The organism is Pedobacter sp. AK013 (assembly GCF_014205835.1).
Classification (GTDB): domain Bacteria; phylum Bacteroidota; class Bacteroidia; order Sphingobacteriales; family Sphingobacteriaceae; genus Pedobacter.
Genome location: NZ_JACHCQ010000001.1, coordinates 166,863 through 183,854, shown reverse-complemented (window position 1 = coordinate 183,854; position 16,992 = coordinate 166,863). Strand labels below are relative to the sequence as shown.

The 16,992-nt window shown below is 37.9% G+C and carries 13 protein-coding genes and 1 tRNA gene; 10 read left to right on the top strand and 4 right to left on the bottom strand.

Features of this window, described 5'->3' with window-relative positions; all coding sequences use genetic code 11:
• Positions 1 to 221: 221 nt before the first annotated feature.
• From HDC90_RS25640 to HDC90_RS00715, 10 genes are all read left to right on the top strand, one after another.
• Complete coding sequence (locus HDC90_RS25640) at positions 222 to 1,088, top strand: RHS repeat-associated core domain-containing protein (RefSeq protein WP_221451766.1); 867 nt, start codon at positions 222 to 224, stop codon at positions 1,086 to 1,088.
• A gap of 145 nt (positions 1,089 to 1,233) precedes the next feature.
• Positions 1,234 to 1,689, top strand: coding sequence for a hypothetical protein (locus HDC90_RS00755; protein WP_184462857.1), 456 nt, complete (start codon positions 1,234 to 1,236; stop codon positions 1,687 to 1,689).
• Positions 1,690 to 1,934: 245 nt separating this feature from the next.
• Positions 1,935 to 2,156: a hypothetical protein gene (locus HDC90_RS00750; protein ID WP_184462854.1), complete on the top strand. Its 222-nt coding sequence runs from the start codon at positions 1,935 to 1,937 to the stop codon at positions 2,154 to 2,156.
• Between the two features lie 161 nt (positions 2,157 to 2,317).
• Positions 2,318 to 2,569: a CPCC family cysteine-rich protein gene (locus HDC90_RS00745; protein ID WP_184462852.1), complete on the top strand. Its 252-nt coding sequence runs from the start codon at positions 2,318 to 2,320 to the stop codon at positions 2,567 to 2,569.
• 932 nt (positions 2,570 to 3,501) lie between these two features.
• Entirely contained in the window at positions 3,502 to 4,119 is a 618-nt protein-coding gene (locus HDC90_RS00740; RefSeq protein WP_184462850.1) for a TetR/AcrR family transcriptional regulator, read from the top strand.
• A gap of 64 nt (positions 4,120 to 4,183) precedes the next feature.
• Positions 4,184 to 5,521: a TolC family protein gene (locus HDC90_RS00735; RefSeq protein ID WP_184462848.1), complete on the top strand. Its 1,338-nt coding sequence runs from the start codon at positions 4,184 to 4,186 to the stop codon at positions 5,519 to 5,521.
• 19 nt (positions 5,522 to 5,540) lie between these two features.
• A complete protein-coding gene (locus HDC90_RS00730; RefSeq protein ID WP_184462846.1) occupies positions 5,541 to 6,590 on the top strand; it encodes an efflux RND transporter periplasmic adaptor subunit in 1,050 nt (349 codons plus the stop codon).
• A 22-nt stretch (positions 6,591 to 6,612) separates the two neighbouring features.
• A complete protein-coding gene (locus HDC90_RS00725) occupies positions 6,613 to 9,663 on the top strand; it encodes an efflux RND transporter permease subunit (RefSeq protein ID WP_184462844.1) in 3,051 nt (1,016 codons plus the stop codon).
• Positions 9,664 to 9,681: 18 nt separating this feature from the next.
• A complete protein-coding gene (locus HDC90_RS00720) occupies positions 9,682 to 10,485 on the top strand; it encodes an SDR family oxidoreductase (RefSeq protein WP_184462842.1) in 804 nt (267 codons plus the stop codon).
• Positions 10,486 to 10,616: 131 nt separating this feature from the next.
• A complete protein-coding gene (locus HDC90_RS00715) occupies positions 10,617 to 11,525 on the top strand; it encodes an NAD(P)/FAD-dependent oxidoreductase (protein ID WP_184462840.1) in 909 nt (302 codons plus the stop codon).
• 523 nt (positions 11,526 to 12,048) lie between these two features.
• Here HDC90_RS00715 and HDC90_RS00710 read toward each other — a convergent pair.
• From HDC90_RS00710 to HDC90_RS00695, 4 genes are all read right to left on the bottom strand, one after another.
• Positions 12,049 to 12,133 (bottom strand) — tRNA-Ser (locus tag HDC90_RS00710).
• A 172-nt stretch (positions 12,134 to 12,305) separates the two neighbouring features.
• On the bottom strand, positions 12,306 to 12,752 hold the full coding sequence (locus tag HDC90_RS00705; protein ID WP_184462838.1) for a DoxX family protein: 447 nt from the start codon (positions 12,750 to 12,752) through the stop codon (positions 12,306 to 12,308).
• 68 nt (positions 12,753 to 12,820) lie between these two features.
• Positions 12,821 to 13,645 (bottom strand): response regulator, encoded by an 825-nt coding sequence (locus HDC90_RS00700; RefSeq protein ID WP_184462836.1) that lies wholly within the window; start codon positions 13,643 to 13,645, stop codon positions 12,821 to 12,823.
• The gene (locus HDC90_RS00695; RefSeq protein ID WP_184462834.1) at positions 13,630 to 16,800 is read right to left on the bottom strand and encodes a two-component regulator propeller domain-containing protein; all 3,171 of its coding nucleotides are present in this window, start codon (positions 16,798 to 16,800) and stop codon (positions 13,630 to 13,632) included. Before HDC90_RS00695 ends, HDC90_RS00700 begins: the two co-directional genes overlap by 16 nt.
• Between the last annotated feature and the right edge of the window lie 192 nt (positions 16,801 to 16,992).

The window sequence follows — 16,992 nt, the reverse complement described above, 5'->3', positions numbered from 1 at the left end:
GATCGGTTTAAACCTATATTATCTTACTGTGGAAGTTTTGATCTTTGCTCAGTAATATGCTTTAAAAGAAGCTTAAACAAGAAACGTTTTAAACGTATGTTTAAAACGTTTCTTGTTTATACATTGGCGGAGCGCGAGAGATTACATGCGCTGCGTTCCGGTGATCTCCAAATGGAGGCTTCACTAAAACGAAGCATTATGAGTACAATCTAACAGACCATTTGGGTAATGTAAGGGTTACATTTTACAAAAACCCAACCATCGGACAATTGGAGGTGTTACAACGTGATGACTATTACGCATTTGGTTTGAGGAAAGAACCTGTTATAAAAGCAGGAACAAATAAGTATCTTTACAATGGCAAGGAGCTGCAAGAGGAGCTTAATGAATATGATTACAGAGCGAGGTTCTATGATCCGGTGATTGGAAGATGGAATGTTGTAGACCCACTTTCGGAGGACTTTGATAATGTTTCGCCTTATAATTATGGTTTAAACAATCCCATTCGTTTTATTGATCCAAATGGAATGTCTACGGAAGATTTTATGAAAGAACACGGACTCACAAGCGATGATGTGGAAAATGTTTATAAAGCCCCTGGGGAGCAGGATACTGAAGAAGAGCAAGAAATTGAAGAAGGAAGAAATGCTGTTAATGTGCCCGGAACTATTATTCGTAAAACCAAGGATGGATATACACTTAACCAGGTTACGAAAGGGAACATAGCAACAAACCAAGTTCTTGATAAGTGGATGAATTATGGAATGAGCCTCAGTGGAGTTGGCAGGTCTGTCCTAATATTGAAAGCGGTTATGAGTGAGGAAGGAGATCCTGAAGATTTATTAGGTATATCGCTTTCAATGCAACAGCGGTCTGCTGCAAATTTTAAATTTAATATTCCTGTTCAATTTACGGTTAACCCGAGTAAGTTTGAATATTTTTTTGGGAAAGTAGTAAGTGGGAATACAGATAACATTAAGCGATCTGCACAGAATTTGAAGGATTTAACAACTCTTGGAATTACAAGTGAACGCCAACTTAAAAGTGTTTTCAGCCAGGCTTTTAATATGCACCAACCTCAGCTATGAAAACAACTAACTACGGAGTCACGATAGTGAAAACGATCAATATCTCAAATAAAGGAAGCATCAGTGTTGGGTTCTTTTATAAGGATGGGAATATGGCATCTACCCCTTCTGTTTCTTCAATAATTCCTAAAATTTTTAAATAATTATGAATATCAAATTTAAAGAATTATCAGAGTCTGAGTTTCATAGCCAGAATATACCCATTTTGTTTGAGGACAAATTGGCGGATAGAAATTTTGGTTTAATTTCTGGTAAAACATATAGCTATAAATTTGGTTGGCAAAGCACAGCGATCAAACCTGTAGTAACAGAAATTGACGAATTTCGTTGTTCGATAGGAGTTGATTTAAATTTTGTAGTATTAGAACTGTCAACAGGAAGAATGCTAGCCACTATTTCTCTGGATTATTTTTTCTATGAAACGAAATTAATTGATGGATTTATTTATGTGATTACTGAACTTGAGATTATTAAAATCGATGCTAGTACCATTAAAATCAACGCTAGATATAATTTACCCGATTATTTTGAGTACATGAAGCTGACTGAAGGTGCCATTGTTGTTAAATGTGTTAATGGCGATGTAATAAATATAGATTAAGTGTTCCCTTATTAATGCGAATCTTAATGAGATGGCAGCTGGATGGATGACTTTCCATTCACTATATTTAACTAGCTGAGATTTTTTATAAAGATACTGTATTGATTAACGAAAGCCCAAGTCAGGATTTTACTAAGGCCGTGGGCGCTAAGACTTGCGCTAGATAACGATAATACAAGGCGGAAAAAGAACTACAGGCAAATATAAAGGTCAAGTTCCATCACCAATAGTTATTAAAGTAAGTTATGATAAAAATAATATTAACAGGCTGGAGGGAGGGCCTAGATAAAGTATCTTTGACAAAATTGCAAATGGAAATGTTGGGGAAATCGCTAAAAGAATCAAAGTTAAATGTAGATATTCTCTTAGATGATGAAGAAGTCCTTATAGAGATTCCCAATTTGGATTTAGCAAGTGAATTTTTGAAAGAAGCCGAAAAAATTGGGGTAAATTGTATCCTATCATAGATTAGAAGGTATTACTTGTTGATCGTAATTCACCATCCTCTCGCTTGCTCTCGCCTATAGACCTGTGGGAAATAAATAGATTTGTTGCAACCTTGAGGTCTAATTAAGAACTAGTTGATTGGCTGTTGTTTTGTCGAGGATAGGTTGATACATGCAAAATAATGGATACAGAAAATAAAATTAAATGCGCTTGTTGCAATTTTTATACGATCGAGAAAGATGCGATTTCAACGATCTGTCCGGTTTGTTTTTGGCATAAAGATTTTTATCAAGAGGAGCATATTGATGATGATGGGGGACCAAATTCAATTTCTTTGCGAAAGGCAAAAGTGAATTTTAAGTCTTTTGGAGTTACAGAGATGGAATTTTTGCATTTTGTAAGACCACCTGAAGAAGATGAGATCGGAGAATAAGTTAGTTTACTGTTGAATACAAGAGATATTTTACCAGTTTTTAAGTTGAGCTTCAGGAAACCAGAATACCGTGAGATATTTCGTTATAGATCGGCTGTTCAGTGATAAAGTGATAGGCTAGGAGGGTCGTGCTTTTGCAAACGAAAAAAGCCTGAAATCTTCCAATTTCTGGCTCTAGTTCTTTTGGGCGAAGAGCGAGGAATTACCTGCGCTGCGCTCCGGTGATCCCCAAAGAGGGGCTTCACTAAACGAAGCATTTGTTGTGCTCATCTTTTTGTTTCCCGGTTTTCCATTTAAGGTTGCGCCTTAGTGAAATTCCGGAAAACAAAAAACCGACTATCGTCGGGTTTCGTTTTTGTGCGGAGAGCGAGGGACTAACGCTAATTATTTAAGAGTCTGATTTTTAGTTATTTGTATCGTCTTTTGTCTTGCGACTACACGATAGACGCAAAAACTCCTAAGTTATAATTTTACAAGTCTGAGACCTATACTTGCGGCCTACAAATTCTATACATCCTGATACTGAAATATGCATTTCCTTATCGAAGTAAAGATAATAATTTCATCGTTTTTTAGCAAGCAAAGTTTGAAGGATTAGCTGCATAAACCAATTTTATTGACCTCCTTTTGTTAATTTTAAGATATGGGTAAACTATCTGAAAAACAGTAAGTTATTATGTGCTTGTTTTTGATGAGATGGGGTCAACGCTTTCTGGTTTATCCACTTTACCAACAAAAATAGAGAAGAACTCCAAAGTGATCACCTCTTTCGGTCTAAGCTGGCCGCCAATTTGATTGCCGGGCTGTTATCCCGTCTTGAAAGTGCTTGTCGTTGACCATCAACTTAAGTTATTTTCCAAATAGCAGCAAAAAAATAAAATTTATTTGCAAAAATGAACAATGTTCATTTTCTTTGTGCTGAAATTAATTATATGGGAAGCAAAGAAAGAAAAACAAGAGAGAAGGAAGAACTGAAGGCACTTATTTTAAAAGCTGCCCGTAAGTTGTTTGTGGAAAAAGGCATTGGGCAAACCACCATCAGAAATATTGCTGATTCCATAGACTATAGCATTGGTACTGTATATGTTTATTTCAGGGATAAGAATGAAATACTCCATGCATTGCACACACAAGGTTTTGTTGACCTTGGCGGCCAGTTAAAAATATTATTTAGTGTAACAGATCCGATGGAACGGCTAAAGGCAATGGGCAAGGTATATACCAATTATGCCCTGGATTACCCGGAGATGTATGACCTGATGTTTACGCTTAAAGCACCTATAGAGTTCCTGGAAACAATCCAAAAAGATGAGTGGGATGAAGGGAAAGCAAGTTTTGATGTGTTAAGAACAACGGCAAAACAGTGCATGGATGCCGGGCATTTTAAAGGCCATAAACTGGAACCATTATGTTTTCTGATATGGAGCTGTCTGCATGGCATGTGTAGTTTGGAAATAGGTTCCCGTACGCAAAACGCGAATATTAAAAACGCAGAAACCATTGTAGCAGATGCTTATGATGAATTTTTGAAAATACTAAATAATTTATAAAATTTTTTTACCCTTAAATTGAACATAGTTCATTAAAATTATAACGTTCATTAAAATAAAACAGATGAAAAAGATATTCTCATTTCTCTTATTGTTATGTACAGGAAGCGCCTATGCACAAACACACTTAGAGCAGTACATTAACACGGCTTTGAGCAGTAATGAAACAATCCGCCAGCAACAATTTTTCCTTGATAAAAGCCTTTGGGCACTGAAAGAGGCTAAGTCATTATTCCTGCCCAATGTTGCGTTTAATGGAAACTATACCCTTGCAGGCGGCGGACGCACGGTGGATATTCCTGTGGGGGATTTAATGAATCCTGTTTACAAAACGCTTAACCAACTGACGGGCACTAATAATTTTCCGCAAGTAGAAAACCAAAGTGTACTACTCAACCCCAATAATTTTTATGATGTAAAACTGCATACTACTTACCCTATCATTAATGCGGAACTGGTTTACAATAAAAAAATAAAAAGCCAGCAGTACGACATGCAAAAGGTAGAAATAGCTATCTACAAACGGGAGCTTGTCAAAGAAATCAAGATTGCTTATTACAATTATTTGCAGGCTACAGCAGCCATCAGGATTTATGAAAATGTCCTTGCCCTTGTAAAAGAAAATGAAAGGATAAACACTTCTCTTTTTAATAATCAAAAAGTAAACCGCACGGCGGTGGTAAGGAGCAATAATGAGGTAACAAAGACCACCGCACAACTGAACACTGCCATATTAAACCAGGATAATGCCAGGTCTCATTTTAATTTTTTGATCAACCAACCACTAAACACTCCCCTGCTGATTGATTCTATAGCGGGTGTTCCCGACCCGCACATTGTAAATGATATTACTGTAAACAAAAGGGAAGAACTAGTAAAGTTAAATACTGCCGCTGCCATTAATAAGAATCTTATTGGCCTTGCCAATTCCTACAAAATACCAAAACTTAGTTCCTTTCTTGATGTAGGGTCACAGGCTTTTGACTTTAAAGTCAATGATAAATCAGCTTATTATTTTTTCGGGGTCTCACTTGGCTTCGACATTTTTTCAGGAGGCAAAAATAGATACAAGGTAAAGCAGGCGAAGGCGGATGGTAAAGCGATTGAATCGCAAATAAGCAATACTGAGCAGCAACTGAAATTACAGGTTAGCATTGCTGCCAATTCATTCAACGCCGCTCTTATCAATTACAAGGCTGCTGTTTCGCAAGTGGCTTCTTCTGAAAAAAATTATAAGGACCAATTACGGATGTACAAAGAGGGCATTGCCCTTTACATAGAACTGTTGGATGCACAAAACCAACTGGTATCGGCCCAACTACAGGAGAATATTTCACTTTACGACATATTGATAAAGCAGGCCGAAATAGAAAGGGCCAATGCAAGTTTCATCATTCAATAAACAAACAAAAAGAATTATTATGAAAAAAATACAATTATTCGGTATTATAGCGGTAGTATCCGTTTTGTATTCTTGTAAGACAGAAGACAAGAAAAAAAATCTCTTGGGCGGGGCAGATGTTATCCCCGTAAAGATTTCTTCCGTATCTGCATTGGGATTACCCAAGAAAATAAGTGCTACGGGCCTTGTAAGCACAGAAAACGAAGCCAAATATTCTTTTAAAATAGGTGGCGTCATTAGCCATGTTTTTGTAGAGGAAGGTCAGTTCTTTCGAAAAGGCCAGTTACTCGCAACACTCAATTCAACTGAAATTGCTGCGGGCTTAATGCAATCCAACCTGGGCGTTGAAAAGACACAACGTGATTATCAACGGGCCGTCAATCTCTACAAAGACAGTGTGTATACCTTAGAACAGTTGCAAAACACAAAGACCGCCCTTGATATTGCTCATAAAGCAAAAGAAGCTGTTGCCTTTAACGCACATTATTCAAAAATATATGCCACCTCTGATGGCTTTGTAGCAAAGAAAATTGCCAATGAAGGAGAAGTAGTTGCGGCTGGTATGCCCGTCCTGCTCATTAACGAAACAAAGCAAAACAATAACTACCTACTTAAAGTCGGTTTAACAGACCGGGAATGGGCAGTGATTAATCCGGGGCAAACAGCAACAGTAACACTGGACGGATATGCGGATAAAAAATTTGATGCTTTCGTGTTTCGTAAGTCGCAAGCCGCAGATCCTACACTTGGTTCCTTTCAGGTAGAATTGAAGTTGAAATTAAATGACATCAAACCGGCTGTTGGAATGTTTGGCAAGGCAGAGATATCTACAAGTCAGGATCAAAATGTAAAGGTCATTCCGTATGCTTCTTTGGTAGAAGCGGATGGTGATAAGGCATTCGTATTTACTCCTGATGGAACCAATAAGGTCAGAAAAATCCCGGTAACGATTTCAAGGTTCGACAATCAACAGGTTTATCTAAAAGAAGGACTTAATGGAGTGAAAGAAATCGTGGTATCGAATAGTGCCTATCTCAACGAAAAATCTACAATAAAAATCATCAGGTAATAACAGGTAAATACTAACAGATATGAAAATTACAAACTTTGCCGTTAAGAACTACCAGTTCACACTTATCATATTCCTGCTGTTTGCAGTAGTTGGCGTGCTCGCCTTGTTTACAATGCCCCGTTCGGAAGACCCAACTATACATCCGCCTGAATATCTTATAACTGTGATATATCCGGGCACAAGTCCTAAAGACATGGAAGAGCAGGTGGCAAAACCAATTGAAAATAAAATTTATGGCCTGGAAAACATTGACAAAATCCTTACTACAATTGAGGATGGTGTCGCGGCCATCCAGGTGAAGTTCAAATATGGAGTTGATATAGACAATAAATACCAGGAAATATCAACAGAAATAAATGCGCTGAAAAACAGTGAACTTCCTAAGGATATCTATCAGATCAAAACAGAAAAGATTTCTTCTTCCGATGTAAAAATTTTACAGGTGGCATTGGTTTCAGATAATGCCTCTGATAAATTACTGAGGGATGAAGCTGATAAACTAAAAACCCGTCTTGAAAAAATAACAAACCTTAAAGAAGTGAAGTATTCCGGCATGCCGGAACAGCAGATCCGTGTTGATCTACAACTGGATAAACTTGCGCAACTGAAAATTCCGCTTAACATGGTTGCGGGCAGTTTGCAAAGTGAAGCAGCAGATATTCCCGGAGGAAGCGTCAATCTTGATAGCAAGGTTTTTAATGTAAAGACCAGCGGCAAGCTTAAGAACGTTGAGGATGTTGCCAATACCGTTATCTATAACGCCAATGGAAAGATTGTTTATTTGAAGGATGTGGCTGATGTAAGTTATAAAAGCGAAATGGTCAACCATATTACACGGGTGAATGGACATCGCTCAGTACTGGTTACCGCAGCAATGAAAGACAATGTTAACATAGCGAAAGTGCAGCAAGAGTTTCTTCCGATACTGGAAGATTTTCCTAAAAGCTTGCCTTCTAATATTCAGCTTGTCAAAACTTTTGATCAGGGCACTATGGTTTCCCAACGTTTGGGACATCTTGGATTTGATTTTGCCTTAGCCATTGTTTTAGTAGTCATTACCTTATTGCCTTTAGGATTCAGGGCATCGATAATCGTAATGGTTTCTATTCCGCTTTCTTTAGCGTTAGGGCTTACTGCATTGAATTTATTGGGATTTTCATTAAACCAGCTCAGTATTGTTGGGCTCGTTGTGGCTTTGGGATTGTTGGTAGATGACAGTATAGTAGTTGTAGAGAATATAGAGCGATGGCTTCGGGAAGGGCACTCACGAATGGATGCCGTTCTGAAAGGCACAAAACAAATCGGTATAGCAGTTGTAGGGTGTACAGCCACTTTGGTAATTGCGTTTTTGCCTCTTGCCTTCCTGCCTGATGCAGCTGGTGAATTTATGCGCAGCCTGCCTATGGCTGTCATCACCAGTGTGCTGGCGTCAATGATCGTGGCTTTAACGCTGGTTCCTTTCCTGGGAAGCCGGATATTGAAAACGCATACACATGGAGAAGGTAATTTTTTCCTGAAGCAACTTCAAAAATTCCTGACTTATAGTTATCGGGGTATTATGCCACGAGCTTTAAAATATCCTAAAACAACCATTGGAATGTCATTAATACTTAGCGTGCTGGCTTTTTTCTTATTCACGCAAACAGGGTTTAAGCTTTTCCCAACTTCCGAAAAGCCAATGTTCCTGATCAATATCAAACTGCCCTTACAGGCAGACATCCCTGAAAGTGACCGTGTGACCAGACTGGTAGAAAGTGAACTGAAAAAACACAAAGAGATCGTCTATTACACATCCAACGTAGGTAAAGGCAACCCCCAAATTTATTACAACGTGCATCAGCAGGACATTAAGCCTGACTTTGCACAGATTTTTGTACAGATGGATGATGAGGCTAATCCTGACTCTAAAGTAGCGTTGATTAAGCAGCTAAGAGAGAAGTTTAAAGCTTTTCCTTATGCCAAAATTGAAGTGAAAGATTTTGAACAGGGACCGCCGATAGAAGCCAACATCGTTGTAAGGGTTTTTGGTGAAGACCCGGACACGCTGCGTAAACTTTCCTTTAAAGTGGAGGATATTTTACGCAATAACCCAGGTACTGTTTACATCAATAACGAATTAAATACTTACAAGTCTGACGTTAAAATAACAATAAACAAAGAAAAGGCCCGCACACTGGGTGTGCTTACAAGCGATGTTGATAAGGTAATTCGAATGGCGGTAGCAGGATTAACTGTTGGTGATTATATAGATGACAGGGGCGATGCCCGCGATGTTGTCCTGACACTTCCCAGGGATAAATTTTCAAATTTAGATGCATTCAAAAATCTTTATGTAAACAATATACAAGGTGTTCCTGTGTTGGTTAGCCAAATTGCAACTATAGCATTCGAAACTTCACCTACAGCCATCAATCATTTTAATAAATCCCGTTTCGCAAAAGTTACTTCCTTAACCAAAGAAGGTGTATATGCCAATGACTTATTAAAGGACATTGTTCCGCAACTGAACCAACTTAAGATGCCGCCGGGTTACTATTACAAGTTATCAGGGGAAGCAGAATCGGAAGGCGATACACTTGGTGGAAATTTCCTGTCGGTTATCCTGTTAAGTACATTCCTTTTCATTGGCGTTCTGTTACTACAATTCAAAACGTTTAAAGGTATCATCATTGTGCTCTCTATTATTCCATTAGGGATTTTGGGTGGCGTGATCATGCTGTTGATCACCGGCCATCCCATGTCAATAGTTTCTATTATTGGTTTCATTGGTTTGTCCGGCATACAAGTCAAGAATTCGCTGTTACTCGTTGATTTTACCAACCAGTTGCGGGCTGAGGGATACAGCATAGACGATGCAATTAATAAAGCAGGAGAAACCCGTTTTTTACCCGTTGTACTAACGTCCCTAACAGCTATTTGCGGATTAATTCCACTTGCCTTGAATCCCAATCCACTTATCGCTCCATTAGCAATTGTATTGATTGGCGGATTAATTAGTTCAACTATTCTTTCCAGAATCGTAACACCGGTAATGTATAAGTTAATTCCTCCTAGTATAAAAAACGATTAATCTTTAAAATTAAGTAAGATGAAAAAAACAATTTTAATAACAGGTGCATCTTCAGGCTTTGGCTTGATGTTAGCAAACAATTTACATCAACAAGGTTATCGTGTAATTGGTACAAGTCGTAATCCGGAAAAGCTGCAAGCCACTGTTCCCTTTAAAGTATTGGCTTTGGATATTACCGACGAGAATTCTATAAAAGAATTTACAAAGCAGCTTTTTGAAACCGTAAATCAATTAGATGTTTTGGTTAATAATGCGGGCTATATGCTCACTGGAATAGCAGAGGAAACATCAACAGAAGAAGGGAAACTTCAATTTGAAACTAACTTTTGGGGGACAGTAAATCTGACAAAAGCCATATTGCCATATTTCAGAAAACAAAAGTTTGGCCAAATTATTACCGTTGGCTCAATGATGGGGCTTATAACAATACCTATGAAATCGATGTATGCTGCATCTAAACATGCCTTAGAAGGTTACTTTAAAACACTACGTTTTGAGGTAAGCCAATTTAATATCAAGGTTAGTATGATAGAGCCAATGTGGGCAAAAACAAATCTTGGCACAAACATGATTGCTATTGATGGAAATATAGATGAATACAAGAACTATAAAGGGCAAGTAAATAAGTATATCAAGAATGGTATGGCAGAGGGGGACGATCCTTCTATAATAGTTGACAAAATTATTAAAGTGATAAACGCCAAAAAACCAAAATTCCGAAACATCGTAGGAAAAATGGCAGGAATGGTACTATTTCTTAATAATTACGTCTATCCAATGTTTGAAAATGCCATTCATAAAAGTGTAAGATCTGCAAAATAAAATATATTTATATATCCAAAAAATGGTCGAAGAAAAAAAATATCAAGACGAGAACTAATTAAAAAAGGGGGCTTGCTTTGTCAGTTTTAGCTTTACCTTTTCCATTAATAACCTTTTCAAATTTTAACGACATGACAGATAACAAAAATTTTGATGTAATTATAGTTGGAGGAAGCTACGCAGGACTTTCGGCAGCGATGTCTTTGGGACGGGCTTTAAAAAATGTTCTAATCATTGACAGCGGTTTGCCCTGTAACAGGCAAACGCCTCATTCACACAACTTTATTACGCAAGACGGAGAAGAACCAGGCGTTATTGCAGAAAAAGCAAAAAAACAAGTGTTGAAATACAACACCGTAAAATTCTTAACTGATCTTGCCGTTAATGGAACGAAAACCGATAGAGGTTTCGAGATCACAACTCAGTCAGGAAAAATATTTTCGGCTAAAAAACTCGTTTTTGCAACAGGATTAAAAGATAAAATGCTAAACATTAAGGGGTTTTCTGAATGTTGGGGAATTTCAGTTCTTCATTGCCCATATTGCCACGGATATGAAGTAAAGAATGAAAAAACAGGGGTTCTGGCAAATGGGTATGGTGCATTTCATTTGGCTCGACTCATTAATAACTGGACAAACGATTTAACCATATTTACCAATGGAAAATCTCAATTGACACAGGAGCAAACCGATGAAGTCAAAAGACACAATATTTCAATAGTTGAAAAGGAAATTAACTCATTGAAACACAAAGACGGAGTGGTTCAAGAGATAGTTTTCTCAGACAATTCAACTTTTCAATTAAATGTTATCTATTCAAGACCTCCTTTTGAACAACACTGTAAAATCCCTGAGTCATTGGGCTGTGAATTGACAGAACAAGGACTTATTAAAGTAGATGCTTTACAGAAAACAACAGTGGATAATTTATACGCTTGCGGAGACAATACCAATCCTTTACGTTCAGTGCCGTATTCTGTATCAGCAGGGAGTATTGCAGGAGTAGCCATAAATAACGCAATGACAGAAGAAGAATTTTAAAATGGCAGAATTGCACTTACGTGCAAATCCATGAGAAATAGTTAGTGCTAAAGGCAGAACGAAATGGGTTTGCACTATGCCTCGGAATGTGGTGTAATTTGTTCGGAATAATCAGGATGACAGTTTAAAAGAGAAACGCGCCGCCATTTTCCCCGAAATACCACGAAATCCTCATATACATGTCTTTACTGTTGGGTAGTGTTATCCGACGAAGTAAAAAATATTTTCGTACGTTTTATTTAATGCGTTGTTAAGCAAGTATAAAGACGCATGAAAAGACGCTATTAAACTGAATGGAATAGGCATCGGGATAGATGTTCGGGTTAAGGTTTTTTTTGTAATATTTTGATTTACAGTGTGTTGATTTTTTTTTCTGAAGGTTGGAAATCCCTAGGTTCGAATCTTTTCGTGATTTTGCCCAAATCATGGTTGGAAAATTAACTTAAAATTCAATGAATATCAGCTATTTATCTATTTGTTTGCTGCAAAAAAAAAGCATCCTTTTGGGATGCTTTTTTTTTCGCGGAGAGCGAGGGATTCGAACCCCCGGACCTGTTACAGTCAACAGTTTTCAAGACTGCCGCATTCGACCACTCTGCCAGCTCTCCGCTGCAAAAGTACGAACTTGGCGCAAATCTGCAAATGATTTCCAATCAAATATTTGCATAAATATTTTAAGCGTTGCTAATCATTTAGTTAGCACGCGTAAAAACTTTAAAAAAAGCAAATAAATGGCCAATAATAGCCATTTTAGGTGCAATTTTGGCTTTCGGGGTTACGCTAAAGCGCCTCTTCAGGGTAAATTTTTTCCCGATCTACCGATAATACGCCATTTCCTTCGATTGCAAAACAAACGAGTCCGATGAGTACGGAGACCGAAAACCAAAATTCTGAATAGGGTTTAAAAATGCCACCAGAAATATTCACAAAAAATACTGCCCCAATCAGTATCGGTAAATTAATAAGGCAGAACAGGCGGGTATACGTACCCAAAGCAATGGCCATACCGCCAATAATGTGCATTAAGATAATTAAATGTGCCAGTAAACTGATGCTGATGGCAGTACCTAAAAAGGCACCTCGCATAAGGTTGCTAAACGCCTGCATGTTGATATAAAAATCAACGCCCTTCCAAATTAAAATGAGGCCTAATAAGATTCTAAAATAGTCTAACCATTTTGGGTGATGGTGATCGCCCCAGTTTTGGATTTTCTTAAGCATGTTCATAACTTCTATATTTTGGTTAGAACAATTTACAAAATAAATAAGAGAATAACAAAGTTAACTGTTTGATTTTAAGGCTTTTTTTTATCTGTATTTTTACTGTTTACATAGTCGGTTGGCGACATGCCGAACTGCTTGGCAAAGTTTCTTCCAAAGTGCGATTGAGAGCTATACCCAACCATTTCTGAGATTTCATAGATTTTTAATACCCCTTCATTTAAAAGTTCAGCAGCTTTTTTTAGTCTGGTTAAATTAATCAGTTCATTCGGGCTCAGGTTAGAGATAGATTTGATTTTCCGGTATAAAGTTGGCCGGCTCATGTTCATCTTTTCTGCCAGGTGTTCTACATCCAGATCCTGATCGCTGATGTTTTTATTAATGGTATTCTGTAATTTCTCCAAAAACAACTCATCTGCCTTAGAATAGGCAATGCTTTTAAGGTGAACGAGGGGAGAATTGGAGAAATACTCCTTAATCTTGTTCCTGTTTTTTATCAGGCTGGAAATCTGTACCTGGAGAAATTCGGGCGAAAAGGGTTTTTCTACATAGGCATCGGCACCCAGTTCTAAACCTTCAATTTTAGATTGCAACGAATTTTTTGCGGTAAGCAGGATAACGGGGATGTGGCTGAACTCCAGGGTAGATTTAACTTTTGCACAAAATTCGAAACCGTCCATTTCAGGCATCATTACGTCGCTAATAATGAGTTGAACAATTTCGCGTTGCAATATTTCTAAGGCTTCTATACCATTTCTGGCCTGTAAAACATGGTATTTTTCTTCCAGATCATCTGAAATGAAATCAAGGATATCTTTGTTGTCATCAACCAATAACACTACAGACCTTTCCATATCTTCAGTATCTTTGATGGTAAACGTGCCTACAATTTTTTCCATTTTCCGTTCAGGTTAAATTCTATAAGTTGATGGATAGGCAGTTCTAATACAAATATATTAAAATCATGATCACTAAAATCTAAATAAAGCTCCCCGCTATGCAGTTGCGCAAGCGATTTCGAAATCGATAAACCTATTCCGGTTCCTGCCTTTATTTCTGTTTCTTTGCCCCTAAAAAAAGGTTCAAATATCTTGTCCTTAATTTCTACGGGGATCCTGTTCCCATCATTTTTTACTGTTACGGCAAACTGATCACCTTCCTGCAATGATAAGTGAATCTGTACGGTGGTTTTCCCGTATTTAATGGCGTTGTCTACCAAATTGCTGATCATTTTGTAAAAAGCCTCCACATCGATATAAGCATGGAGTTTTTTCTCAGGTAAATGGAGTGTATAGGTAATATCTTGCTGCTCTGCAGCAGGCTGGAACTGAAGAAATACATCTTTTAATATTTCAGAAATATCGGCTTTTACAAAGTTTAACGAAAACTCGCTGGTTTCGGTTTTTCTGAAATCCAATAACTGGTTGGTTAGTTTGAGCAATCTATCGGTGTTTCGCCCCATAATCCGTAAATTCTTTTCTATTGCAGGTACGGCATCGGCCTGTTTAAGCAGTTTCTCCATCGGCCCGATAATCAAGGTGAGCGGTGTTCTGATTTCATGGGCAACATTGGTAAAAAATTCGATCTTCGCCTGGTAAATTTCTTTTTGTTTTTCATGCTCAAAAACTTCCATCCTCCTGCTGTTTTTTAACGCAATTTTTCGGTGATACCTTCGCACCAAAAAGAAAACAATTCCTACTGCAGCAATTAAATAAAGCAGATAAGCCAAGGGACTGAGGTAAAAAGGGGGATGTATTTTGATCAGCAGTTTAACATTTTTGCTGCTCCAGTTGCTGCTTCCTTCTACCAAAGCTTTTACCTCAAAAGTATAATTGCCCGGAGCAAGTTTGGTAAAATAAACCTTCCTGTTGGTTTTTAAGTATTCCCAGTTTTTATAAAGCCCCGTCATTTTATAAGCATACTCTGTCATTTCGGGCGATAGATAGCTTAAGGCAGCAAAATCGATACTAAAAGAGGATTGGTTGTAGTTAAGTTCGATGGTATCGGCATAAACGATCGATTTATTAGCTACAGAATCGGCGCCGTTTAAACCCATTTCTAAACTATTGATCTGAAATCCGGTTAAAAATACGGGAGCCTCGTAGTTAGTTGCCTTTAAGTTGGCCGGATTAAAGCTTACCAACCCTTTTACGCTCCCAAAATAGGTTCGGCCATCCTCATCCTGATAGGCAGAACTGTAATTAAACTGATCGGTAAGTAATCCGTTGGCTTTAGTATAGGTTTTGCTTAAACCTGTGGCGGGATCAAAATGGATAAGGCCCCTGGTACTGCTAATCCAGAACTTATTGGCCGCATCTTCTTCAATACGGAAAAGGTAATTGCTGGGAAAGCCGTTTTTTATGCCGTAACGCTTAAATTGATGTGTTTTCTGATCAAAGCTGCAAAGTCCGCCGCCATCAGTGGTTACCCAAATATGCTGTTTGCTATCTTCAAAAATGCTGTTTACAGTGTTGTGGCTTAAACTTTTTGCATCCGTTAGAATATTACGGTAATTTACATAACCTGGTTTAGATAAGTTAAACTGAAATAAACCATCGTTAAAGCTCCCTGCCCAGATATTGCTCTTACTATCTTCCATAACCGAATCGTAAAAAATAAAGGGGAGGCCTGCAACAGGGTCGAAATCATCTTTTTTGCGGTTATAACGGTAAATCCCATTAATGGTTCCAACTAAAATTTCACCCGATCGGGTTTTACAAAAAGTAACAATAAAGTTGGTGCGTAAAGCATTTCCAACACCTGCCTGGTAATGTTTAATTACCTTTTCTGTTTTCAGGTCTAAAACGTCCAGTCCATGTTCGAAAGTGCCAACCCAGAGTTTGTCGCCATCAACCAATAAACCGTGTATATTGGAATAGGCAATGCTTCCCGGTTTTCCGTCGGGTAGAAAGTGTTTAAAAACGCCTGTTTTTACGTCGAGTTTGTTCAGTCCCGCATCTTCCGTACCGATCCAGAAATTTCCGTTACCATCTCTGGTAATTTCCCTTACATCACTTCCACTAATCGAATTTGTACCTTTTTGAGGAAAGTATTTGGTAAACAGTGAAGTATGGCTCGAATAGTAATTTACACCTCCAAAATAGGTGCCCGTCCAAACCCCACCTTCACGATCAAGGCAAATGGTATAAACCGCATTATCGCTTAAAGAATAATCATTGTTATATTGTTTTTTGATGTGGATAATTGCGCCGTTTTCATCATTATAAATGTAAATGCCCGATTCGGTGGCAATCCAAAATTCATGAGGCCCTGTTTTTTTGATATCCCGAACAAAAATTGGTGTTTGGTCGTCGTTTAACCTGATTATATTTTTTGATGCTAAAGTAACCGGATTAAAGAGTTTAACGCCCTGATTGGTAGTACCGACCAATAAATTACCGCTTTCGGTTTCTGCAATTCTCGATACCCAGCCATATTCGGTTTTGGCGTTTTTGCCATTAATATTAAATTGCTCAAAATGATTTGCTTTGGGATTATATTTTTCCAGCGTTCCCTTTCCAGTACTGATCCATACACTACCATCTTTTAAAACAGTTACCAAAGATGCATCGAAAGGTGCATTATGGGTAAAAGCCTGTATTTTCTTAGTTCGCTTTTGATATAAATATATTTTGAATGAAGATAAGATCCATAAATTTCCACGCTGGTCGCTGGCCAGGTCGATAATCCGCATCCCTTTGGTTTCTTTAATAATGGCAAAGCTTTCTTTTGCAGGATTGTACTGGTATACACCGCTGTTGGTACCTACCCAAAGGTTTTGTTCCTGATCGTGGTGGAGCGCATAAATTAAATCGTTACCTAAACTGCCCGCCTGATCCGGATCGTGGCGATAGGTTTTAAAAGAATAGCCATCAAAGCGGTTTAAACCATCTTTTGTACCAAACCACATAAAACCGTTTCCATCCTGCACACTACAAAATGCCGTATTGTTAGAAAGCCCGTTTTCTACCTGATAATGCCTAAAATAATAAGGCTGTGCCCAAAGCAGGTGGACCGAAAACAACAAACATAAAAGGATAAAGAGTTTTTTCAAGATATTTTGGTCAGCTGCATCAAATATATTAAAGAAATGCTTTGCTTTCAGGCTAATTTAAATTTGAGCAGATAAGTAGAAAGATTGAGACAGATTCTGTTTAAGAAACTCAGTTTTATAGACCTGAGAACTATAAATCACCAACTGTAAACTGATAATTGTCAACTACTAACTGATCAGGGCGTTACCTAA